At 27.0% G+C, this 25,218-nt stretch carries 22 protein-coding genes, 1 riboswitch and 2 other annotated features; of the genes, 14 read left to right on the forward strand and 8 right to left on the reverse strand.

Annotation, left to right across the window (positions count from 1 at the left end; translation table 11 throughout):
• Window positions 1–71: 71 nt before the first annotated feature.
• Window positions 72–233: a zinc-ribbon domain-containing protein gene (locus AC07E4_RS06490; RefSeq protein WP_034439289.1), complete on the reverse strand. Its 162-nt coding sequence runs from the start codon at window positions 231–233 to the stop codon at window positions 72–74.
• Window positions 234–575: 342 nt separating this feature from the next.
• Here AC07E4_RS06490 and AC07E4_RS06495 point away from each other — a divergent pair, with 342 nt between their 5' ends.
• The 12 genes from AC07E4_RS06495 (at window position 576) to AC07E4_RS06550 (ending at window position 15,588) form a co-directional block, all read left to right on the forward strand.
• Complete coding sequence (locus tag AC07E4_RS06495) at window positions 576–1,724, forward strand: AlbA family DNA-binding domain-containing protein (RefSeq protein WP_478215983.1); 1,149 nt, start codon at window positions 576–578, stop codon at window positions 1,722–1,724.
• Window positions 1,725–1,834: 110 nt separating this feature from the next.
• Window positions 1,835–2,239, forward strand: coding sequence for a hypothetical protein (locus AC07E4_RS06500; RefSeq protein WP_478215984.1), 405 nt, complete (start codon window positions 1,835–1,837; stop codon window positions 2,237–2,239).
• 60 nt (window positions 2,240–2,299) lie between these two features.
• Window positions 2,300–2,532, forward strand: a binding site (T-box leader).
• Between the two features lie 119 nt (window positions 2,533–2,651).
• Entirely contained in the window at window positions 2,652–3,878 is a 1,227-nt protein-coding gene (gene tyrS / locus AC07E4_RS06505) for a tyrosine--tRNA ligase (RefSeq protein ID WP_430828871.1), read from the forward strand.
• A gap of 161 nt (window positions 3,879–4,039) precedes the next feature.
• Window positions 4,040–4,147: riboswitch (TPP riboswitch) on the forward strand.
• A 558-nt stretch (window positions 4,148–4,705) separates the two neighbouring features.
• A complete protein-coding gene (thiS, locus tag AC07E4_RS06510; protein WP_478215985.1) occupies window positions 4,706–4,900 on the forward strand; it encodes a sulfur carrier protein ThiS in 195 nt (64 codons plus the stop codon).
• Complete coding sequence (gene thiF, locus AC07E4_RS06515; RefSeq protein WP_478215986.1) at window positions 4,901–5,704, forward strand: sulfur carrier protein ThiS adenylyltransferase ThiF; 804 nt, start codon at window positions 4,901–4,903, stop codon at window positions 5,702–5,704.
• Window positions 5,705–5,735: 31 nt separating this feature from the next.
• A complete protein-coding gene (locus AC07E4_RS06520) occupies window positions 5,736–6,506 on the forward strand; it encodes a HisA/HisF-related TIM barrel protein (RefSeq protein ID WP_478215987.1) in 771 nt (256 codons plus the stop codon).
• A gap of 1 nt (window position 6,507) precedes the next feature.
• The gene (thiH, locus tag AC07E4_RS06525) at window positions 6,508–7,614 is read left to right on the forward strand and encodes a 2-iminoacetate synthase ThiH (protein WP_478215988.1); all 1,107 of its coding nucleotides are present in this window, start codon (window positions 6,508–6,510) and stop codon (window positions 7,612–7,614) included.
• 1 nt (window position 7,615) lies between these two features.
• A complete protein-coding gene (locus AC07E4_RS06530; protein WP_478215989.1) occupies window positions 7,616–8,221 on the forward strand; it encodes a thiamine phosphate synthase in 606 nt (201 codons plus the stop codon).
• 173 nt (window positions 8,222–8,394) lie between these two features.
• The gene (locus AC07E4_RS06535) at window positions 8,395–9,885 is read left to right on the forward strand and encodes a hypothetical protein (protein ID WP_034439269.1); all 1,491 of its coding nucleotides are present in this window, start codon (window positions 8,395–8,397) and stop codon (window positions 9,883–9,885) included.
• An 83-nt stretch (window positions 9,886–9,968) separates the two neighbouring features.
• Window positions 9,969–10,232 (forward strand): EscU/YscU/HrcU family type III secretion system export apparatus switch protein, encoded by a 264-nt coding sequence (locus tag AC07E4_RS06540; RefSeq protein WP_034439266.1) that lies wholly within the window; start codon window positions 9,969–9,971, stop codon window positions 10,230–10,232.
• Window positions 10,233–10,241: 9 nt separating this feature from the next.
• Window positions 10,242–10,940 carry a metallophosphoesterase gene (locus tag AC07E4_RS06545; protein WP_034439263.1) on the forward strand — a complete coding sequence of 233 codons (699 nt, stop codon included), beginning with the start codon at window positions 10,242–10,244 and terminating at the stop codon, window positions 10,938–10,940.
• 367 nt (window positions 10,941–11,307) lie between these two features.
• The gene (locus tag AC07E4_RS06550) at window positions 11,308–15,588 is read left to right on the forward strand and encodes an acyl-CoA dehydratase activase-related protein (protein ID WP_478215990.1); all 4,281 of its coding nucleotides are present in this window, start codon (window positions 11,308–11,310) and stop codon (window positions 15,586–15,588) included.
• A 24-nt stretch (window positions 15,589–15,612) separates the two neighbouring features.
• On the opposite strand, the gene AC07E4_RS06555 is transcribed toward AC07E4_RS06550, so the two are convergent.
• Window positions 15,613–16,518: a DUF2225 domain-containing protein gene (locus AC07E4_RS06555; RefSeq protein WP_081770901.1), complete on the reverse strand. Its 906-nt coding sequence runs from the start codon at window positions 16,516–16,518 to the stop codon at window positions 15,613–15,615.
• A 139-nt stretch (window positions 16,519–16,657) separates the two neighbouring features.
• On the opposite strand from AC07E4_RS06555, the gene yjbM reads away from it, so the two are divergent.
• Window positions 16,658–17,452, forward strand: a complete 795-nt coding sequence (yjbM, locus tag AC07E4_RS06560; protein WP_034439258.1) for a GTP diphosphokinase — start codon at window positions 16,658–16,660, stop codon at window positions 17,450–17,452.
• Between the two features lie 49 nt (window positions 17,453–17,501).
• Here the strand turns inward: yjbM and leuS are convergent, their stop codons facing one another.
• The 5 genes from leuS to AC07E4_RS06585 all read right to left on the reverse strand — a co-directional run bounded on the left by leuS (window position 17,502) and on the right by AC07E4_RS06585 (window position 23,059).
• Window positions 17,502–19,937, reverse strand: a complete 2,436-nt coding sequence (leuS, locus tag AC07E4_RS06565) for a leucine--tRNA ligase (RefSeq protein WP_478215991.1) — start codon at window positions 19,935–19,937, stop codon at window positions 17,502–17,504.
• A 182-nt stretch (window positions 19,938–20,119) separates the two neighbouring features.
• Window positions 20,120–20,320: a binding site (T-box leader), on the reverse strand.
• Window positions 20,321–20,381: 61 nt separating this feature from the next.
• Window positions 20,382–20,921 carry a hypothetical protein gene (locus AC07E4_RS06570; protein WP_034439252.1) on the reverse strand — a complete coding sequence of 180 codons (540 nt, stop codon included), beginning with the start codon at window positions 20,919–20,921 and terminating at the stop codon, window positions 20,382–20,384.
• Between the two features lie 118 nt (window positions 20,922–21,039).
• Window positions 21,040–21,645, reverse strand: coding sequence for a J domain-containing protein (locus AC07E4_RS06575; protein WP_034439249.1), 606 nt, complete (start codon window positions 21,643–21,645; stop codon window positions 21,040–21,042).
• On the reverse strand, window positions 21,629–22,510 hold the full coding sequence (locus AC07E4_RS06580; protein WP_478215992.1) for a DUF5685 family protein: 882 nt from the start codon (window positions 22,508–22,510) through the stop codon (window positions 21,629–21,631). The genes AC07E4_RS06575 and AC07E4_RS06580 overlap by 17 nt, the downstream gene beginning before the upstream one ends.
• Window positions 22,511–23,059, reverse strand: coding sequence for a class IV adenylate cyclase (locus tag AC07E4_RS06585; protein ID WP_034439243.1), 549 nt, complete (start codon window positions 23,057–23,059; stop codon window positions 22,511–22,513).
• A gap of 276 nt (window positions 23,060–23,335) precedes the next feature.
• Between AC07E4_RS06585 and AC07E4_RS06590 the strand changes: the two genes are divergently transcribed.
• On the forward strand, window positions 23,336–24,799 hold the full coding sequence (locus tag AC07E4_RS06590) for a methyl-accepting chemotaxis protein (RefSeq protein ID WP_034439238.1): 1,464 nt from the start codon (window positions 23,336–23,338) through the stop codon (window positions 24,797–24,799).
• A 42-nt stretch (window positions 24,800–24,841) separates the two neighbouring features.
• Here the strand turns inward: AC07E4_RS06590 and AC07E4_RS06595 are convergent, their stop codons facing one another.
• Window positions 24,842–25,093 (reverse strand): hypothetical protein, encoded by a 252-nt coding sequence (locus tag AC07E4_RS06595; RefSeq protein WP_034439235.1) that lies wholly within the window; start codon window positions 25,091–25,093, stop codon window positions 24,842–24,844.
• Window positions 25,094–25,218 lie beyond the last annotated feature (125 nt).

Below are 25,218 nucleotides of genomic sequence, written 5' to 3' on the forward strand. Positions count from 1 at the left end.
ATAAGTAAATTGAGTATAGAAAAAATAAAAAAAGAGAGCTTAAATTAGCTCTCTTGTAACTTTCAAATTAATTATCTATTGAAGTTGTTTCTAGCATTTTTTCTAGCTTTTCTGCACTCAGGGCATCTTACTGGATCATTTTCAAATCCTTTTTCTTTGTAAAAAGCTTGCTCTCCTTCAGTAAATATAAATTCTTTTCCGCAATCTTTGCAAACGATAGTCTTATCTGCCATTTCATTTACCTCCTTTAAATCTAAGGACTAATTAAACATGGATTATCTTACTTTCCTCTTCATTAAAGGAGTTAATTTGGATAAAAGCCTTGTTCTAATTAATCTTTTTTAACTAGAGATATAAAAAATCTCTTTAATTTTATTATAACATAATTTGGGTATTATACAATATTGTATAATAAAATTAACGGATAATTCATTGAAATTTTAATAGTTATATAATTGAAAATATAAACTTATATTTAACAATATAAATTTGAGTAAAATAAATGAAGTTGCTAAATACAATAGTAATGAGAGATAATATTAAAATTTTATTATTTAGTTGAGGGAATGAGCAAGATGGATAATAAAAAAGTAAAAACTCTACTAAAAAAAGAAGAAGGGACTAAGTTAGATTTTAAAAGGAAAATTGATATATATACGGAAAGTGGTAAAAAAGAATTAGCAAAAGACGTTTGTGCTATTGCTAATTCTAGAGGTGGAAGAGGATATATAATTATAGGTGTTGAGGACAAAAGTAAAGAAATTGTAGGTATAGATGATGAAAGACTAACAGAAGAAAAGGTTCAACAAATAGTAAGTTCTAGATGTGAGCCACCTATACCAGTTTCTTTAGAATTTATTAATTATAAAAATAAAAAGGTTGGAATAATAACTATATATACATCTGATCAAAGTCCATATCAAATTAGAGAAAATGGGTCTTTTTATATAAGAAGAGGCTCAACAACAGATACCATGAGACGTGATGAAATTATAACTATGTTTAGTAACTCTTTAAGTTTAACTATAGAATCTATACCTATAATGAAGAGCTCAATTATAGCATTAGATATACCTATGATAGATATGTATTTTCAAAAAAAAGGATTCGAAATAGATGATGAAAATAGAGATGAACTTATGGAAAATGCAGGTATAGTGTATTTGGATAAAGAAAGTGGAAAAAAAGTTTTGACATTAGGAAGTGCTTTGATTTTTACAAAGTTCACATCTATTTATTTACCACATAATATGATAAAAATAATAAATAAAGTATCTAATAAGAGAGAAAATACAATAGTGATTAGTGGAAATATATTATATATGTTAGATGAAACAGAAGCTGTTATAAAAGAAATTTTGCCAGAGATGTATCCTAGAGAAGCAGTTATAGAAGCAATTAATAATGCTATTATGTATAGAGATTATAGTATGTACAATAAATTTATTGAAGTTATTATAGGGTATAAAAGTATTGTAATAATTAGTCCAGGATGTTTACTAAAAGCAATAGGATCAAATAAAGAAAATTACATTAGGAGAAATATGTGGATATATGAGAAGATAATAACTATAGATGAAAAGAAAAGATTTTTAAAAAAATTTTCTGGATTTACAATAATAAAGAAAAAGTTTAAGAGAAAAGGAGAAATACATTTTATAAATGATGAAGAAAGAAATATATTTAAAGTAGTTTTACCAGGTGTTAAAAATTTTAATAAATAAACCATTGTTAAAAAATTCTGAATATTATATAATTAATATAATTTAATAGTAATGGAAAATATTCCATAAGGCACAATGAAATCAAAAAAATAAGTTTGGGGGCGTGGAAAATGATAAATATATTCTGTAACGAAAAAGGTTCAGGTAAAACAAAAGCTCTGGTTGACTTAGCAAATGAAAAGGCTTTAAAAGCAAAAGGAAATCTAGTTTATGTAGATGATGATAAAAAAATGCTTTTTCAGCTAAATAAAAGTATAAGATTTATATGTGCAGAAGATTTTAAACTTAGAAATTCAAAAGAAATAGAAGGTTTTTTATGTGGAATAATTTCACAAGATTATGATGTAGAGTATGTAATGATAGACGGTATAATAAAAAACATGAAAAATGAAGAAATGGTAGAATTATTTAATAAAATAGAATACTTAGTTAATAATCACAGTATTGACTTTTATATAAATATAAGTGCAAAATGCAATGAACTTCCTGAAAAAATAAAAAAATATGTAGTATAAACAAAAAACTACTTGTATTTATCATTAATTAATAGTATTATAGATTATAAATTCAATAATACAAAGGCTATGAAGGAAAGAAGTATCTATAAAACTTATAAAGAGAGCTGATGGGTGGTGCAAATCAGTTAAGAATTTTAGAGAAATACATTCTGGAGCTTTAAGCTGAAATTATAAATAGAGTAGGCTGAAACGTAAATCTGACGTTATAAGATTAAAGTGGACTTTTATAATAAATATATTTAGTATTAAAAGTCAATTTGGGTGGTACCACGGAAAGTTTCGTCCCTAGTTTTTAACTAGGGACTTTTTTATATAGTTTTTTATATAAAAGTTCATAAGAATAATTAAGAAAAAATAAGCAAATAAAATAATTTGGCGTATAAGCCTTACAAAAGTGGAGGAGAATTTTATGACTACAAATGTATATGATGTTCTAAAAGAACGTGGATTTTTAAAACAATTAACTCATGAGGATGAAATAAGAGAAATATTAGGAAAAGAAAAGGTAACTTTTTATATAGGGTTTGATCCAACAGCAGAGAGTTTACATGTTGGACACTTTATAGCTATGATGTTTATGGCACATATGCAACAAGCAGGACATAGACCAATAGCTTTAGTTGGTGGTGGAACTGCGATGATAGGAGATCCATCAGGAAGAACTGACATGAGAAAAATGCTTACTAAAGAAGATATAGATAGAAATGTAGCTGGAATAAAAGCTCAATTATCAAGATTAATTGATTTTAGTGAAGGAAAAGCAATACTTGAAAATAATGCAAATTGGTTATTTGACTTAAATTATGTAGAATTTATAAGAGATATAGGTATTCATTTCTCTGTAAATAAAATGTTAACAGCAGAATGTTTTAAACAAAGAATGGAAAAAGGATTATCATTCTTAGAATTTAATTACATGTTAATGCAAGGATATGATTTCTTAGTTTTAAATCAAAAATATAACTGCACAATGGAACTTGGTGGAGATGATCAATGGTCTAATATATTAGCAGGTATGGATCTTATAAGAAGAAAAGAATCAAAATCTGCATATGGAATGACTTGTGCATTATTAACAAACAGTGAAGGTAAGAAAATGGGGAAAACTGCAAATGGAGCATTATGGTTAGATCCAAACAAAGTGTCACCATTTGATTTCTTCCAATATTGGAGAAATATAGATGATGCAGATGTTGAGAAATGCTTATCATTATTAACATTCTTACCAATGGATGAAGTAAGAAGACTTGGTGCATTAGAGGGTGCTGAAATAAATAAAGCAAAAACTATTTTAGCTTATGAAGTTACAAAACTTATTCATGGAGAAGAAGCAGCAAATAAAGCCAAAGAAGCAGCAGAAGCTTTATTTAGTGGCGGAGTTGATATGTCAAATGTTCCAACTGTAACAATAACAAAAGATATGGAAAATGCTAAAATATTAGATATATTAGTGGAAACAAAAATAGTGCCATCTAAAGCAGAGGGAAGAAGACTTATACAACAAGGTGGATTAACTATAAATGAAACTAAAATAGAAGATGTAAATGCAGAATTTGAAAACTCCTTTATAAATGAAGAAGGATACTCATTAATAAAAAGAGGTAAGAAAAAATTCTATAAGTTAGAAATTCAATAAGAATTATATATTTAATTAGCTATTTCAAATAAACTTAGTGTTGATTTGAAATAGCTTTTATATTTATGTTGAATAATTCTGAATAATTATATTTACTTTTTAAAAATAAGGTATATAATAAAGATAGAAATGAATATTTAGTAAATTTTATAAAAAAATGTTCATAGTGCTAGGGGTGCCCAGTGGCTGAGAGGAATATATAATTATATATTCTAACCCTTGAACCTGACATGGATAATACCAGCGTAGGGAAGCAAAAGTTCAGTTTAAATTAATACTTTTAAGTAAGAATTTTCTGATTATTAAGCTCGCTTACGTAGTGAGCTTTTTTTATTGCATAAAAATGAAATTATTCAAATATTAAATGAGAATAGTGTTATTCCAAGAAGCAGTAATTATTTAAAACGTTATTCATAAAAATTTCAAAGAAACTCTAATGAATTTGCTATTTAAAATTTGAATTTGGAATCCTATATGGGGAAACAAATTGAAAAATACAATTATTCTTATTTAAGTTGAGAAAGAGAAATTTAAAGTGTTGTACAAAAATTAACAATGAAGGATAAAACTGAAATCTCAGTTTTTAAAATTAGTTTATATAATAATTTGCAAAGCAAATGATTTAAATAACATATAAAAACTAGTTTTTATGTGTTTCTATTTTTAGATATTAGGAACAAAGTGAGTAATATACACCATAACTATTCACTTTTCACTCTTAGTTCTTAATTGGTTTTAAATGAAAAAATAGGAATAACATGTAATTTTACTAGTATCCTTTGATAAAGCTATTAATTTAAATTTGCAACCCTATAGGAGGTGAGAAAATGAAAGTTAATGGTAAAGTTTATGAATTTAAAGATGAGATTACAATTTTAAAACTTCTAGAACATTTAAATTTAAAACAAGATTTAGTTGTTGTTGAATTAAATTTTAAAATAGTACCTAAAGAAGAGTATAAAGAAATAATTTTAAATAATGATGATAATTTAGAAATAGTGTCTTTTGTTGGAGGTGGCTAAATGAAAATATTTTTAAATGAAGAATATTTAAATTGTGAACCTTGTGTTATAAGTGAGATTGTAAAAAAATATAAAATTGATTGTGATTTAAAAATCATAAATGGATTTGTTGTAAGTGATGATTATAAAATTAAGGAAAATGATAAAATTGTCCTTATAAAAAAAGGAATAATGCCTAGTTTGAATGAACTTGAACATCTTATGATGGCTAGACATAGTCCAGAAGTCTTTGAAAAACTTAAAAATGGTAAAGTTGGAATAATAGGACTTGGAGGATTAGGTTCAAATATTGCAATTTCATTAGTTAGGATGGGCGTAGGACAATTAAAATTACTAGATTATGATGTGGTTGAGCCAAGTAATTTAAATAGACAACAGTACTATTTTAAACAAATAGGAAAACTTAAAACTGAAGCTATGAAGGAAATTTTAGAAAATATAAATCCTTTTACAAAAATTCAAATGGTTAATGAATATTTAAAAGAAGGAAGAATAAAAGATATTTTTGCTGATGTAAATATTTTAATAGAAGCTGTGGATAATCCAAAAACTAAAGCAATAATTGTAAATGAATGTTTAAGTACAATGGAAAATATAAAAATAATAAGTTCATCAGGTATGGCAGGGTACTATTCTAGTAACAGCATAATTACAAAAAAAATTAATTCACGATTTTATATATGTGGTGACTTAGAAAATGAAGCAAAATTAGGGTGTGGGCTTATGGCTCCTAGAGTTAGCATATGTGCAAATCATCAAGCCAATATGGCTGTAAGACTTCTTCTAGGAATAGATGAAGTATAAAAATATAATGTATAAATGGGGGAATAAAAAGATGGAAAGATTTTTATTAGGAGATATGGAATTTAATTCAAGACTTATTATAGGAACAGGAAAGTATAGTAGCAACAAAATAATGCCAGATATAATAAAAGCTGCAGAACCAGCAATGGTGACATTAGCATTAAGAAGAGTAGATTTAGATAACAAGGAAGAAAATGTTTTAGAATATATAGATAAAAGTATAACATTGCTTCCAAATACCTCAGGAGCAAGAAATGCAGAGGAAGCTGTTAGAATAGCAAGAATATCTAGAGCTATGGGTTGTGGTGACTTTATAAAGCTTGAAATTATACCAGAAACAAAGTATTTAATGCCAGATAATTTTGAAAATATAAAGGCAACAGAAATATTAGCAAAAGAAGGCTTTAAGGTTATGCCATATATGAGTCCAGATTTAATTGCAGCTAAAAGAATGGCTGAGGCTGGAGCTGTTGCAATAATGCCATTAGGTGCACCAATAGGATCTAATAGAGGAATTAAAACAAAGGAATTAATAAGAATAATGATAGAGGAATTAAATGTTCCAGTTATAGTTGATGCAGGTATAGGAAGACCATCAGAGGCAGCAGAGGCAATGGAGATGGGAGCAGCAGCAGTTATGTTAAATACTGCAATAGCATCATCTAAAAATCCAATAGAAATGGCCAGAGCATTTAAACTTGCAGTAGAGGCAGGAAGAATTGCTTATGAAGCAAAACTAGGAACAGTTGATATTAAAGCCAATGCATCATCTCCATTAACAGGATTTTTAGGAGAGTGTTAAAATGAGTGTATTAGAAGAAATAAGAAAATATGAAGATTTTAATTATGAAAAGTTTTTTAATGAATTAAGTGATGATGATGTAATAAGAAGCATAAATAAGGAAAATTTAAATGAAATAGATTTATTAACATTATTAAGTCCTAGAGCAGAAAATTTTTTAGAGGTAATGGCTCAGAAAGCTCATATTATTACTAAAAAGCATTTTGGAAATACAATACTTTTATATACTCCAATTTACATAGCAAATCACTGTGTAAATAAATGTGCTTATTGTAGTTTTAATATAGAGAATGATATAAAAAGAAGAAAATTAAATTTAGATGAAATAGATAGGGAAGGAAAAGCTGTAAGTGAAAAAGGATTTAAGCATATTATTCTTTTAACAGGTGAGGATCCTGTAACCACTCCTGTAGAATATATAAAAGATGCTGTTAAGGTACTTAAAAAATATTTTACTTCTATAACTATAGAAATATATCCATTAAAGGAAGATGAATATAAGTATTTAGTTGAAAATGGTGTAGATAGTTTAACTGTATATCAAGAAGTATATAATAAAGAAAAATATAAAAAAGTGCATTTAAAGGGACCAAAAAGAAATTATGAGTTTAGATTAAATTCTCCAGAGAGTGGTTGTAAAGCCGGGATGAGAAGTGTAAACATTGGGGCTTTATTAGGCTTATATAATTGGAGGGAGGAGGCATTTATGACAGGTGTTCATGGAAAATATCTACAAGATAAATATCCATATGTAGATGTATCCTTTTCATTTCCAAGGATAAGACCACATGCAGGAGTGTTTAATGATTTAGTAGATGTAAGTGATAAAAATATAGTACAAGCTATTTTAGCATTTAGATTAATGTTTAGAAGTTCACATATAAATATATCAACTAGGGAATCAAAAGAATTTAGAGAGAATCTATTACCTTTAGGAGTAACTAAAATGTCAGCTTCAAGCTCTACAGAAGTAGGAAGTCACATAGATGAAAATAGTGCAAGTACAGCGCAATTTGAGATATCAGATGATAGAGATGAAATTGAGGTAAAAAAAGATTTATTAGAAAGAGGATATCAGCCAATATTTAAAGATTGGATAGATTTCTAAGATGGTATACTTAATTACAAATAGGAGTCTTTGTGAAGAACATAAATACTTAGAAATAGTAAAGAAATCTATTGAGTATGGAATTGATAGGATAATACTGAGAGAGAAAGATTTAGATGATAAGAGTTTATATAGTATAGGAAAAAAGATAAAAGGTTACATGGATGGTTCAAAGTGTAAGTTAATAGTTAATAGCAATTTTATGGTTGCAAAAGAACTGAATGCATATGGTATTCAATTAAGTTATAGTACATTTAAAGATAGTATGGAGATTATACCTAAGAGTATAAGGACTATTGGAGTGTCAATACATTCAATAGAAGAGGCTATAAGTGCTGAAAAATTAGGTGCAAGTTACTTGTTGTGTAGCAACATTTATGAAACTGAATGTAAAATGGGTTTACAAGGAAAAGGAACAGAATTTATAAGAAACTTGAAGTGTGAAGTAAATATACCTATTGTGGCGCTAGGCGGAATAAATTTAGACAATGTACAAGATGTTTGGAACGCTAAAGCAGATGGCGTAGCAGTAATGTCTTTAATTATGAAAACAAAAGATAAAAGGGAAATAAAAAATATTGTAAATAAGTTAAAAAATACAAGATGAGATTAAATAAAGCAAAGGTGTCAAAAATCCTTTGTTTTATTTTTTTATGAAAAAATATAAAATTAATACGATAATATAAATTATAAAGATATAAATTTATTTAATGATTTAAAGGTTGAAGACGTTATAATATAAAGAATTACACAAAAAATAATTTTAGGGGAGTGAGATGTATGAATACTTCAGATATATCTAGAATTCAAATATTGCAAAATCAAGATACAAGAGAATCTTTCAATAAGATGACCTTTAGAAAAGGGGAATCAGTAACTGCTAGAATACTAAACATAAATAAAGGTAGCGATGAGGTAATTGTAAGATTATTGGATGGAAGACAATTTCCAGCTAGAATAGATAATAGTATTGAAGGTAGTCTTGTAGATAATCAGCTTTTAAAGTTTGTAGTTAGTGATATAAAAGATGGAAAATTAATTTTAATGCTTAAAAATGACAGTGAAAATTCAGGAAAAGGAGAACTTCCAACTTCACAAAAAGATGTATTACTTCAAATAGCAAAGAATTTAGGTTTAAATGTTAGTAAAGGTGATGAAAGTATAATAAAAGAAATGCTTGATTTTAATATTGCATTGACTCAAGAAAATATTGATGAGGTTAAAAATTTATTAGAGTTTAAAGAGAGAATAAACACTAATCCGAAAGAAGAACAAAAATTTATTGATAAGTATTTGAGTGCCAAAAACATACCTCTAGATAGTGAACAAGGTAATAAAATAGAAAACACCTTAAAAAAATTTTTTTCAGAATTAAAAACTATGGATTCAAAAACAATTTTTATGCTCAAAGAAGAGAATATACCCTTAACTAAGGAGAATATTGAGAGTTTTAGCAAACTAAATAATGGAGAGACAAACATATTTAAGGATGTTAAAGATATTGAAAGTTTAATTAAAAAATTAGATGTAAATAATAAAGAAATTAACAGTGAAAATAGTGTCAATAAATTAGAACAAAATAATAAGGCAAAGGAAAATGTTCAAATAGAAGGTAATGAAAAAAAAGCACAAAATCAAGAAGTAAAAACAGAAGAGAATATTAATACTAAAGAAATTTTAAAAGAAAATGGAAAAGAAATAAAAGATAAATTTAAAGCACCACTTGATGAAGTAGTTAAAAATCAAATCAAAGAAAAGACAACAAATTTAAAAGAGAGTATACAAACATTAATAAAAGCTAGTAAGGAAAATCCAGAAACATTTGCAAAAGCAATGCAATTTATGGAAGGTAAAATGCAAGATTTTAAGATGTTTAATACACTTAGTAATGACTATTATTTTTTAAATGTACCAATGAACATTGAAAAACAAGAGTATGATTGCAAATTAGTTATAAAGGATGAGAGAGGAAAAGGAAAGAAATTAGACTCTACAAATATGAAAATTGCAACTAGTATAACAACTATAAATATGGGAGTGGTTGATGCTTATGTATCTGTAAATAATTATTATATAGATATAAATATAGAATCTAATAAAGAGTTTATGGACATCATAGAATTATACAAAGATGATTTAATAAAAGATTTAAATCTAAATTCATATTCTTTTAATGTACAAGTAAATGAAAAAATGGAAGAGTTTAATATGAGTAATTGCAGAGAGTTTTTTAATGATAAAAATTTAGGGATGTTAGACGTAATGGTTTAAAATATAAATTTATAGTATAATAAAATATATTACGTGCAATTTTAGAAAATATAATAAATATAAATATAGTAGGATGTGGTGACATGAAGGAAAAGAAAAAAGCTGCCGCATTACAATATGATTTTGGAAGTACAGCACCTAAAGTTACAGCAGTAGGTATGGGACATGTAGCAGATAAGATATTGGAAAATGCAGAAGAGGCTAATGTACCTATAGTAGAAAACAAAGAACTTGCAAATCTTTTAACAAATGTAGATGTTGGAGAAGAAATACCAACAGAGCTGTATGATGTAGTAGCTAAAATAATTGCATATGTAATGGATGTTGATAATAGAATTAAAAAGTAGGTGAAAATATTGGCATTATATGCTATATCAGATTTACATTTAGCTTTCAATAGTGAAAAACCTATGGATATATTTGGAGACAATTGGGCTAATCATGATGAGAAGATAAAAGAAAATTGGATGAAACTTATAAATGAAAATGATACTGTATTAATAGCTGGAGATATTTCTTGGTCAATGAAAGTTGAAGAAGGTAAGAATGATTTAGATTTTATTAATTCACTTCCAGGTAAAAAAATATTAGTTAGAGGAAATCATGATTATTGGTGGACTAGTATAACGAAGTTAAATGCAATGTATGAAGATATGCATTTCATACAGAATAATTACTTTGTATATGAAGATTATGCTATATGTGGTAGTAGAGGATGGATTACACCAAAGAGTTCAAAGTTTACAACTCATGATAAAAAAATATATGATAGAGAATTAATTAGATTAAGACTTTCCTTAGAAAGTGCAAAAAAGGATGGATATAGCAAAATAATAGTTATGTTACATTATCCACCAGTTAATGATAGTGAAGAGGAAAATGAAATTATAGAAATTATTGAAGAATTTAATGTTGAAAAAGTAATATATGGACATATTCATGGAGCAGGGTTACCATGGGCTTTTGAAGGTTGTAAAAATGATGTTGAGTATGTATTAACATCTTGTGATCATATAGATTTTAAACCTAAATTAATATTAGATAATGAAAAATAAGTTTATACAATGATAAAACTTTTAAAAATATAGTAATAATTATTATGTTTTTAAAAGTTTATTTTATTGCATGTAAATTGAAACTTTTTAAATTTATGGTTCTTTATAATTTAAGAAAAATGCTATAATATAGAAGTAGAAAATATAATAATTAAAATTAAGTAAGAGTTTAAAATTTTTAGTTCTCTATAGTTAATATAAGAAGTATAATATATAAATCAAATAAAAAGATGCAATATTAAAAAAATTAAGTTTAACAATTAGTAAATAATAATTAAATGAAAAACTTGTTTAAATATAATGGTATTTTAATAAACAATGTGTAATTAATTTAAAAAGTTTATATTTATTTGGGGAGTGAAGAGAAATGGCAGAATTAGTTCATTTAGGACTAGATGTTGGTTCTACGACGGTTAAGTTAGTAGCGTTAAATATAAATGGGAAAATAATTTATAGTAAATATATGAGACATTACTCTAATATAAAAGAAAGTATATATAATCTATTATTAGATGGATTAAATAATTTAGACGACAAACTATTCACTATAATGATGACAGGATCTGGGGGACTCACAATTTCTAAGTGGTTAAATATAGGATTTACACAAGAAGTTGTTGCTTGTAGGAAAGCAGTTGAGGAGTTGATTACTGAAACAGATGTAGCAATAGAATTAGGTGGAGAAGATGCAAAAATAACTTATTTTACTGGTGGGGTAGAGCAAAGGATGAATGGAACTTGTGCTGGAGGTACAGGTGCTTTTATAGATCAAATGGCAGCTTTATTAGAAACTGATGGAAATGGGTTAAATGAATTAGCAAAAAATTATAAAGTTATATACCCTATAGCAGCAAGATGCGGGGTATTTGCTAAAAGTGATATTCAACCCTTGTTAAATGAAGGTGCAAGAAAAGAAGATATTGCTGTATCAATTTTTCAATCAGTAGTAAATCAAACAATAAGTGGTCTTGCATGTGGAAGACCGATAAGAGGAAAAGTAGCATTTTTAGGTGGTCCATTATATTATTTATCAGAATTAAGAAAAAGGTTCATAGAAACATTGAAAATTAAAGAGGAAGATGTTATATTTCCAAATAATTCTCAAATTTTTGTTGCAATAGGAGCAGCACTATGTTCTAAATATGAAGAAAAATTAACACCTGAAAAGTTAACAGAGAAAATTAATAGTATAAAAAAATATGAGAATAATGAAATAAATAGGTTAAAACCTCTTTTCAAAAATGAGGAAGAATTAAAGGAATTTAAGAAAAGACATAATAGCAACTCTGTTAAAAGAAGCAATTTAGAAGAATACAAAGGAGGTACATACTTAGGATTAGATGCAGGATCAACAACTACAAAAGCAGTTTTAATAAATGAAGAAGGAGAAATTTTATATTCACATTATGGTAGTAATAATGGGAACCCTATAAAACAAATAAGAAAAATTTTAAATGAAATTTATAATATTATAGATAATGATATAACTATAAAAGGTAGTACTGTTACGGGGTATGGAGAAGGATTAATAAAGAAAGCATTTAAAGTTGATTATGGAGAAGTTGAAACAATTGCACATCAAAAAGCTGCTATGTTTTTTGAACCAAATGTAGACTTTATTTTAGACATAGGTGGTCAAGATATGAAGTGCATAACCATAAGTAATAAAGTTATAAATGAGATTAAATTAAATGAAGCATGTTCATCTGGATGTGGTTCTTTTATTGAATCTTTTAGCAAGTCGTTGGAACTACCTATAGATGATTTTATAAAAGAAGCGATAAATAGCAAAAGTCCTGTAGATTTAGGATCAAGATGTACTGTTTTTATGAATTCAAGGGTTAAAGAAGCGCAAAAAGAAGGAAGTTCAGTTGGGGATATAGCAGCAGGACTTTGTTATTCCGTTATTAAAAATGCACTTCATAAAGTTATAAGAATAAGAAATCCTAAGGAAATGGGAGAAAAAATATTAGTTCAAGGCGGAACTTTTTATAATGATGCTATATTACGAGCTTTTGAATTAATATCACAAAGAGAAGTTATAAGACCAGATATAGCAGGACTTATGGGGGCATTTGGAGCTGCGTTAATAGCAAAGGAAAGAGGTAGTGGAAAAGAAAAAAGTAGTTTAATTTCACAAAAAGAGTTAAATGAATTTAATGTAACTACTAACCTAAGAAGATGTGGAGGATGCAGTAACAATTGTCTTTTAACAATTAATAAATTTTCAAGTGGAGAAAGTTTTATCTCAGGAAATAGATGTGAAAAAGGTGAAGGTGGATTAAAAGAAGAAAAAGGACTACCAAATTTATTTCAATATAAATATGATAGAATATTTGACTATAAACCATTAGAAGATAATGAGGCTTATAGAGGGATAGTTGGAATTCCTAGAGTTTTAAATATGTATGAAAATTATCCATTTTGGCATACATTCTTTACAACACTGGGATTTAAAGTAGAACTATCAAATAGATCTTCAAAGGAAATTTATCAATTAGGTATGGAAACAATACCATCAGAGTCAGCTTGTTATCCAGCTAAAATGGCTCATGGGCATATTATTGATTTAATAGATAAGAAAGTAGACTTTATATTTTATCCTTGTGTTTTTTATGAGCATAAAGAACAAAAAGAAGCTAACAATCAATTTAATTGTCCTATGGTAATTTCATATCCAGAAGTAATAAAAAATAATGTAGATAGATTAATAGAAGGTAATATAAAATTTTTAAATCCATTTATTGCTTTTAAGGATATTAAAAAGTTAAAAGAGGGATTATTTAAATCTTTAAGTAGCTTTGATATACCTTTCAAAGAAATAAGTAATGCTGTAAATTTAGCATGGAGTGAAGATGAAAAATTTAAAGAAGATATAAGAAAAAAAGGTGAAGAAGCCTTAAAATATATAAAAGATTATAATAAAAAAGGAATTGTATTGTGTGGAAGACCATATCATATTGATCCAGAAATCAATCATGGAATTGATAAGCTTATATCGGGATATGGAATTGTAGTTCTTACAGAAGATTCAATTGCTCATTTAGGACAAGTTGAAAGACCTTTAAGAGTTGTAGATCAATGGATGTACCATTCAAGACTATATGCAGCAGCATCTTTTGTAAGCAATGAATCTAAAATTGAATTAGTCCAATTGAATTCTTTTGGCTGTGGATTAGATGCAGTTACTACTGATCAAGTTCAGGAAATATTAAAAAATAATGATAAAATATATACAAGTATAAAAATAGATGAAGTTAATAATTTAGGAGCAGTTCGTATAAGAATTAGATCATTAAAAGCTGCAATGGAAGAGCGAGAATTAAAGTCAATAGGCTGTTGTAAAAAAACAAAAGTAAAATCTAGACCTATATTTACGAAAGAAATGAGGAAAAGACATACACTTATTGCACCACAAATGTCACCAATGCATTTTGAATTATTACAGGTAGCTTTAAGTTCAAGTGGATATAACTTAGAAGTTCTTCCAGCGGTGGATGAAAGAGCTGTAGATGAAGGATTAAAATATGTAAATAATGATGCTTGTTATCCATCTATAATAGTTATAGGTCAAATAATAAATGCATTGAAATCAGGAAAGTATGATATAAACAATACATCAGTAGTAATTACTCAAACTGGAGGGGGATGTAGAGCTACAAATTATATAGGCTTTTTAAGAAAGGCATTAAAAGATTGTGGAATGGAAAATATACCAGTTATATCATTAAATGCTTGTGGACTTGAGAAAAATCCAGGATTTAAATACTCACTAAAAATGGCGAAAAAAGCAGTGATTGCCCTTATATATGGAGATCTGTTTATGAGATGTACTTTAAAAGTAAGACCTTATGAAAAAATAAAAGGAAGTACAAATGAATTATACAAAATGTGGAATAAAAAAATTAAAAAGCAAATAAAAGAGTATGATTTAAATGGATTAAAAGAAAATATAAAAAATGTTATAAAAGATTTTGATATGTTAGAGATAAATAATTATGATAAGCCTAAGGTTGGATTAGTAGGTGAAATTTTAGTAAAGTTTCATCCAACAGCCAATAATAGGGTAATAGAAATAGTAGAAAATGAAGGTGCTGAAGCAGTAATGCCAGACTTAACAGATTTTTTCTTGTATTGTGCATATAACTCTAAAATCAAATATCAAAATTTAATTGGAAATAAACTAAATGATATTTCAGGACAGGTTGTTATAAGCTTTATTGAATATTATAGAAAGATAATGAAGGAAGAGTTAAATAAGAGCAATAGATTTACAGCACCTAAAGACATTGAATATTTGGGAAAACTTGCAAGCAAAGTTTTATCACTTTGTAATCAAACAGGTGAAGGATGGTTTTTAACTGCTGAAATGCTGGAACTTATAGAGAGCGGAGTAAATAATATAATATGCATGCAACCATTTGCTTGCTTACCTAATCATGTTACTGGAAAAGGAATGATAAAAGCTATAAAAAGAAAATACGAGAGTAGTAATATAATTCCAATAGATTATGATCCTGGTGCAAGTGAAGCCAATCAAATTAATAGGATAAAACTGATGTTATCAGTGGCAAAAAGAAATATGAATAACATAGAAAAAATAACATTAGATGAGGTTGCTGCTAATTTAAATGAAACAAAAAGTTAAGGCTATATTTATAGTCTTAACTTTTTACTCACCAAATAATTTGGAAAAGAACCCTTTATTGGATTTAGTAGAATCCTCATTGCTATCTATATCATCTGTAGAGATTTCGGTACTTTCTTCTTTAGCTGCATTTTGCTGCTCTAAAGTTTCTTTTATGAGATCTCTCTGAGTTCTAGTAAGTTCCTTTAAGTTAGTAGATACACCAGGAGTTGTAATAACTCTTGAAAACCAAGAAAGTGCAGTATCATAATTTTCAAGACGACGATTTAATTCACCAATTAAATACATCAAAAGAAAAGTATTCATTTTATATACAGGCATTGATTCTTTTTCTAAAGCAACATTAAACCCCTCAAGGGATGATTTAAGAAAACTTTTTTCAAGTTCAGAACTGTTATTATCCTCAGATAAGCGATACATCCAAGCAATTTTTAAACAAATCATAGCTTTTGTACTAGATTTACTATTTATATAAGTTGCATTCAAAAGAGCTAACTTATATCTTTCAATAGCTATAGATAAATTATATTCTTTTGGATATGTTCTTGATTTGAATTTTGTTGAAATATTACTTATAACCGATTCTTTTTGTTTCTCCGAAATTTTGTTGAAATCTACCTTTAAAGCTGAATAGCCGCAATGCTCACAAACATAGACATCATAAAAGTAAGGATTTATTGTAGCATATCTTATGAAAAAGTCGGAATCTTTAGATATCATTCTATAAGAATTACTTTTTAAAGCTAGTTGTTTAAATGTAGTTTCACACACAGGACAAACAATAGTTTTTTCATATAGTAATGAAGAAGGTGATGTTTTTTTTGCATCTTCTATAGCTTTTTTTTCTTTTTCATAAAGAGATAAATCTTTTAAATCACTATCCTTAAAACCTACATGTTCAAGTCCAGAGAAAATTTTATTATCAGACATAGTCATTTACCACCTTAAAAATATTAAAAATAAATATTTATTTGATATTTTATACTAATAACATTATATTATATATATATGTATTAACTCAAATTAAATTATTTAATATATAAAGCTAAAATAGTAAAGGGTGAATTAGATGGCAGTAGTGGAGTGGAAAAAGTTTTTAATTCCATATGAACAAGCAGTTGAGGAATTAAAAGTTAAATTTAGAAGCATAAGAAGAGAGCTAAGAAGAAAAAACGAATACTCCCCAATAGAGTTTGTAACAGCAAGAGTAAAGGAAGTTTCTAGTATTTTAGAGAAAGCAAATAAATTTGATATCCCACTTGAAAGAATTGCATATGAAATGGAAGATATAGCTGGCGTTAGAATAATGTGTCAGTTTGTTGATGATATAGATACAGTTGTAGAACTTATTAGACAAAGAAAAGATATGCAGATAATATATGAAAAAGATTATATTACAAATGTTAAAAGTAGTGGGTATAGAAGTTATCATATAATAATAAAATATCCTGTAAATATGGTTGATGGACCAACAGAAATATTAGCAGAATTTCAAATAAGAACATTGGCAATGAATTTCTGGGCAACTGTAGAACATTCATTAAACTATAAATATAAACATGATATTCCTATAGATGTAAAAAGTAAGTTAAAGAACGCAGCAGATGCAGCATTTAAGCTAGATGAGCAAATGATGGATATAAAAGATGAAATAAAAGATGCACAAAAATTATTTGAAGTTAAATCTAGTTTAGTAACAGGGATAGTTGAAAACATACTAACATTATCATCATTAGGAAAGATATCTGAGGCATCTAGATTCTCTGAACAATTAAATAAACTATTAGAAGTAGGGGAAGCGTATGAATTAAATAGCTTATTACAAGAAACAAAGAAAGCTTTAGATAAATATAATAAGAATTAATAAAAAAAGATTAATAGAAATCTATTAATCTTTTTTTATTAAAATTAAATTAGTTAGCAACTATATTAACAAGTCTACCTTTTATAACGATAACTTTTCTTACAGTTTTTCCTTCAAGGTTAGATTTTATAGTTTCATTATTTAAAGAAGCTTCTTTAATGCCTTCTTCATCAAGTGATGTAGAAACATTTATTTTAGCTTTAATTTTTCCGTTAACTTGAATAGCAATTTCTACTTCATCTTTAATTAAGGCTTCTGGTGAGAATTCAGGCCATTTTTCATTAAATACTGAGTAGTTCATACCTAAACATTCCCATTGTTCTTCAGCAAAGTGAGGAGCAAATGGTGCAAGAAGCTTAATGTAGTCTACAAGAACTTCTTTCAAGAAATTTACATTTTTAACTTTTTCATTTAAGTACTTAGATAATGCATTAGTAAACTCCATCATTCTAGCGATTGCAGTATTAAATTGCATCTTATCTCCGTCTTCAGTAACATTTTTAATAGCGAAGTGTCTCCAGTAGTTTAATTCTTTTTCTGGTGCTTCTAGAACTTCTTTATTATTATCTTTGTTTTTTAACTCCGCGATACAATGTTCAAGAATTCTTTCAATTCTTTCAACAAATCTACCAATAGATTTTATTCCATCATCGCTCCAAGCACCACCATCAGTGTAACCGAATCCAAACATTAGATACATTCTAAATACGTCAGCACCAAAATCTTTTATATAATCATCAGGAGAAATAGTATTTCCTTTAGATTTACTCATTTTTAAACCATCTGGTCCTAGGATAAGTCCTTGATGAGTTAAAGATTTAAATGGTTCATCAAAGTTTACATATCCCATATCTCTTAAGGCTTTAGTTATAAATCTTGCATATAGTAAGTGCATACAAGCATGTTCTGGACCACCTACATATTTATCTACAGGAAGCATTTTGTTAGCTCTATCACTATCAAAACATATTTCACCATTTTTATTGTCAGTATATCTTAAATAGTAGAATGAAGAACATACAAAAGTATCTAATGTATCAACTTCTCTTTTTGCAGGACCACCACAACAAGGGCAAGTTGTATTTACAAAGCTTTCACATTTAGCTAATGGAGATTTTCCATCAGGTGTAAATTCAACATCATATGGAAGTTGTACTGGTAAATCTTTTTCAGGTACTGGAACTGTTCCACATTTATCACAATAAATTATTGGAATAGGGGCTCCCCAGTATCTTTGTCTAGAAACTAGCCAGTCTCTTAGTCTAAAGTTTACTTTCTTTTCACCTAATTTTAAAGAACTTAATTTATTAACAATTGCTTCTTTAGCTTCTTCTGATGATAAACCACTAAATTCAGCACTATTTATTAAAGTTCCCTTTTCAGTATATGGAAGCTCGCCACCTTCAATAACTCTTTCAATTGGAAGAGAATATTTTGTAGCAAAAGCAAAATCTCTTTCATCATGTGCTGGAACAGCCATAACAGCCCCAGTTCCATAACTGTTTAAAACATAGTCTCCAATCCAAATAGGTACTTTTTTACCGTTTATAGGGTTTATAGCATAAGAACCAGTAAATACACCAGTTTTTTCCCTAGTTATAGATTGTCTTTCTATATCAGATTGCTTTTTAGCAGCTTCTCTATAATCATCAACAGCTCCTTTGAATTCAGCAGTTGTAAGTTCATCTACTAAATCATTTTCTGGAGCTAAAACTACATAAGTAACTCCAAATAAAGTATCTACTCTTGTTGTAAATACATTAAATTCTATATCCTTACCATCAACTTTAAATAATGCTTCTGAACCAGTAGATTTTCCAATCCAGTGTTTTTGCATAGATTTAGTTTTTTCAGGCCAATCTAACTCATCTATTTTTTCAAGTAATTCATCTGCATAGTCAGTAATTTTTAAGAACCATTGAGTTAAGTTCTTTTTAGTAACTTCACTTTCACATCTTTCACAGAAGCCATCAACTACTTGTTCGTTAGCAAGAACTGTATTACAGCTAGGGCACCAATTAACAGGAGCATTTTTTCTGTAAGCAAGTCCTTTTTCATATAGCTTTAGGAATAACCATTGAGTCCATTTATAATAATCTGGTCTACAAGTTACAACTTCATTTTCCCAGTTAAACATAGCACCCATAGCTTTTAATTGCTTTTCCATAGTAACTATATTTTTTTCAGTAGAATCCATAGGATGAATTCCAGTTTTGATTGCAAAGTTTTCAGCAGGAAGTCCAAAGGCATCAAAACCCATTGGTTGGAATACGTTATATCCTTCCATTCTCTTTATTCTAGCCCATGTGTCAATGGGTCCATAGTTAAACCAGTGCCCAGCATGTAATTGGCTTCCAGAAGGGTATGAGAACATCTCTAAAACATAAAGTTTTTTGTCAAGATTATCATTGTCAAATTTATAAATTTGACTTTCTTCCCATTTTTGTTGCCATTTTTTATCAATTTCAGTATTATAATTTCCCATAAATAATCCTCCTTACATATGTATGGTTTCAACTTATATTTTTAACTTATACTTTTATGAATAAATTCAATAGTTATTCTAATGTTTGCTTTCATAATAAGATAACAATTAATAAGTTAAAGATAGTTTTCCCATTAATTATTTTTATTTTGAGAATATAAAAAAACTTTCATCTCTAAATAAAAAGAGACGAAAGTTATATTTCCGCGGTACCACTCTAATTAGGCAAAAGCCTCACTTGTGTATTATAACGATATAAGACCGTACTTGTTTCTAACAAGTAAGCTCATAGGCAAGTTCATACAAATTAGTTACTACATTTCAGCAAACTGTAGCTCTCTAAAAACTAATATAATACTAATACTCCTAATCAAAGCAATAATTATATTCAATTAATAATAAATTATAATATAATTATTGTGATTTTACAATAATTATATTCAATTATTTCAAATTTTTAATTACTTTCTTGCTTAAATAAGTAATTATTTGAGTAAGAGCATAATCATATATGAAAAATGCAACTTCATATACAATTATAGGTGTAATTAAAAGCACTATATTGTTATTATATGTTATAGAGACTTCAGTTGCAAATAGTGTTTTAAGTAAAAATAAATAAATTATAGCAGAAGTATTAAAGAATAAAAACTTAAGTAAAACTTGTAAATTTTTATTTTTCTTTCCTTCTATAAAATATTTTATGAAGCCATATGAACCAAAAAATAGTAAATACATAATACAAATAGATTTAGTTGGAATTATAAAATAAGATATTGAAGAAACTGCAATATAAACTATAATAGTAGGTTTTACACCTATTGTTAAAATAGAAAGTGGAATAATACTAGATGCAAGAAGTAGGATAAACATAGTATTAAAAGGAACTAAAACAGAAGCATATAAGATAACTAAGCTTAAAGCTACATAAATTCCACCTTTAGTTATATAAGTAGTTTTAGAGTTAATATTTAAATTTCCCATAAAATCACCTCCAACAGATGTTGTTATAATATTAAATTAAAATTATTATTTTTAATAATTTAGAAAAAAGATAAACTATTTAATATTAGTTTATCTTTCAATAATAATAGTATTAAGACTAGAAACAACTTATGCAATCTCCACCCATACATTCACAGCAAGTGTCAAGAGCCCATAGTTTACAAAGGGTATCACAACAACTATCGCCACCACGAGTAGTTGTGTTATAATTGCCTGCATATGCTCTTTGACGCATAGATAATTCATTTAATGTACGTCTATATTCAAAGTTGTTAGGGTCCATTCTACAAGCTTGAGAAATTAAATTATATGCATTATCAAACCAATTTTTCTTAACGTTGACCATTCCCATAAGGAAATACCATTCAGCAGTTCTATTACTAATAGAATTTAGCTTACTTTCAGCACCAGAAATATTGCCTATGTTTAAATCATTTCTAACTGATTGATATGTAGAAAAATCATTACCACTATAGTTTGGATTAGAATTAGTATTGCTACTATTATAAGAATTAGTGTTACCTTTAGTTAGGGCATCATAAGCCTCATTAATTTCTCTCATTTTTTCTTCAGCAAGTTCTCTTAAAGGATTATTATCATATTGATCAGGATGATATTGTTTAGCAAGTTTTCTATAAGCACTTTTTATCTCATCTTGAGAAGCACCTTCTTTAACCCCTAATACTTCATACGGATTTCTCATTTTTTTTACACTCCTTAAATTTAATACTTTCTATCTTTTCCATTAAACCTAGCTCTAGTATATTAGTTAAAAGGTCTTTATTCTTACATAAATCTAAAGCCATTAATGAATCATAAGAGCTTTGGGCACTCATAATTAAATTAAATTCAATTCTATCTCTAATTAAATTTATTAATTCTTCATAAGGAAGATTATCATTATTAAAGCATTTATTTATTGGATTAAACTTATTTTCTTCCATATCTTTCTTTAAATCATCATATGCGTCAATTAAATATATAAATCTTCCTAGATTATATCCTAAATTATATAAGTTATTTTTTAATTTGTCATCATCTACATATTCACATATAATGTATGCAGTTAAATCAGCAAATATATGTGAAATTTCATCAATAGAACTTAGGTTTTCATTATTTTCAATTTGATTTAATAAGTCAAGTTTTTCTTCCATATAATTGAGGATTTTTATATTAGTTGTGTCATCAGTTTTAGTGTATTTTTTTAAGAATATAGATAATATTTTATTTAATTTAGATTCATCATCTTGAACATTATCTAATAATTTAAAGTAAGTTAAAGATATATTGCAAAATGCAGCGTAGTTAAGGGCATCACAATTTACAATTTTAGTTCTTTTTTTTACTGGGTGAGCAATACATTTACTAACGACAAAATCTAAATTTTCATTATTTAAGCTATCGAGTAATATAGCTAAAAATGTCATATCATAATTAAGAGCAAATCGTGGAAGGTTACCAAATTCATTTTTTATAGCAAGGCATAGACCACAATAGTAAGCTTTGAATTTTTCATAATCTTTAACTTTAAGTTCCATTTTACATGGCATTACATATCCAAACATTTATAAACCTTTTAAAGATGATTTATCTTTTAATATTTCATATATAGTTTTTGAGGTTGTATCATTCATTGTATATCCAAGCAAGCCAACAACTTCAATAATTTCATCTTCATAAAGTGATTCTATTTCTATATAAGGAAATGGGCAAAAACTTGGATCATTTATATCAATTTCAATTAAAGTGTTTTTATATTGATAACTTTCTCTAAATTTTTTTATAGATTCAACTAATTCCAAGCCTAAAGAGTTAAAAATTTTTTTGCCTTCATCTCCATTACTAATTTCGACTTCACATTCATCCATGATTTTATATTTTTCTTGACTTAAAAGCTTTTTTGTAGTCATATAGTAAATATTTCTATTTGAAATATGATCAAAAACTTCACGTATTCTAGCATAACCTTTAGCATTTAACATACGTCTGTCAGAAAAATCAAAGATATTATTTACTTGACTTTCTTCTTTAACTTTTGATGCATTTAAATTTTTTAATTTATTCCTTATATCATCAACATTTATGTCTATAATTCTTGTTTCAATTTCGTGCATAAAAAAACCTCCTTAAGTTGCAGTAAGCAATATATATTAGTATTTTCCAAAGAAAAGTAGTTTATTATAATATTGCTATTTAAATTATACATTGAAATCTTAAAATTCAATAGTTAATTATAACATAATTTTAAACTTACAATGCATTTGAAATATTTAACTTATTAATATAAACATATATATTTAACATCTAAGGATAGTAAGTTTAGCATTATGTAAAGGTATAAAAAAATTTATCGATAATTATAAAAATAGTGTCTTAGTGGGAGGAAAAATATGGTATCAGTATTTAAAATAAAAAAACAGGTAGGTTTTATTAAGGCCAGTTTTGAAAAAAGGGATTTAGCTGAAATTGAAGGAATGTTTAATAACTCTAGTGAAGAGGATATAAAATTATTTTCAAAACTAGCTAAATTTATATTGAGAATATCATCTAAGGTAGAAAAACTTATAAAGGGTATTTTAGGTTTATCAACTAAAATAAGTAATTTTAATGTTCAATTATTACATTATTCAAGAGAATTAGAAAAGACATCAAATACACTTAAAGATTCATCACATAATCTAGTTTCAGTAATACAAGAAACTGGTGCTGGTGTAAACGAATTATCAAATGCCATTGAAAATAATGCTAAATCTTTAGAAAATATAATAAATAAAACTGATTGTTTAAAAGATATATTAAATTCAAGTAATACTGCTCTTGATGACATATTAAATTTAAACAAGGAAGTGTCTAATAATTCTTCAGTAATGGAGAAAAATATGAATGAGTTAAATGGCATAGTAAATGATATGAGAAGTATTTTAAATGGAATACATGATATAGCAGACAATACTAATTTATTAGCATTAAATGCTAGTATAGAAGCTGCAAGAGCAGGTGAAAATGGAAAAGGGTTTGCTGTAGTTGCTGAAGAGATAAGAAGTTTATCAGAAAATACAACGAATCAATTGGCAGTTATGCAAGAATTTGTTAATAAAATAGAATCATCTTCATTGAAAAACTATGAAAGTGTAAATTCTACTGTAGAGTTTATAAATAAATTAGAGACCCATACCGTGAACATAGCTAATTCATTTAATGAAAGTAATGATGCTGTTAAATCAGTTATAGAAAATGTAGAGGATGTTGCTAATAATATGGAAGAGGTTAGTTCGATAGGTGAACAGATAAATGAAGCGGTGACATCAATTATAAAAGATAGTGAGATTTTAGAGTCAATGTCAGAGAATGTTAGAGAAAAATCTGTAATGATAAAAAATATGGGAAATGAATTAGAAAGTATAGAAGAGTTAGTAGATTCTTTAGCTAAGTTAAGCGGTGAAATAGGTAGTGAAGAATATTTTATGATATCTAATGATGATTTTATATATAACATAGATATGGCTATATCAGCACATGAAGGGTGGACTGAAAAACTTAAAAATATGGGAGCTAACATGACTGTAGAGCCACTTCAAATGGATGGGACTAAATGTGGGTTTGGACATTTTTATAATTCAGTATTACCATCTAATAAGGATATATTAACTATTTGGAAAAATATTGATGGAATTCACAAAGAACTGCATAGTATAGGTCATAGTGTAGAAAAAGCTATAGAGAAAAATGATAAACAATTAGTAAATAGTGAAATATATAGAGCAGAAAATTTATCACATGAAATAATAGGAATGTTGCAAGAAATAAAAAATATAATTATAAATTTAAAAAAAGAAAATCAAACAGTTTTTTAAAAAAATAAAAGTGCTAATTTTTAGCACTTTTATTTTACATAATTAATAAAGTTCAAGACTCCAGTTTTCACCATTTTCTAATGTGCCTTCATCAATTACTTGACCAGTATGGTTTATTTGATTATTTGAAATTTTAAAGGTACCATACTTATCGCCTTTAATATTGATTTCATATGAATTGCAATCATTTTCATTTAAAGGCGTTATAGCAAAATGATTACTTTTTAAAACATCAGAGATTAATCCTTTAACTTCTTCATTATTATGATATTGTCCGTTATCTATAGAATACATTAATAGAACCTCCTTTAAGTATAGTTTTAATATTATGAATATTAATATAATTTAACTTATATACCTTAAAATCCTTTAATTATATATAAAAAACATTATAGTAATTTCTAATAATAACTATAGGG

This window comes from Clostridium amazonense, from assembly GCF_056431285.1.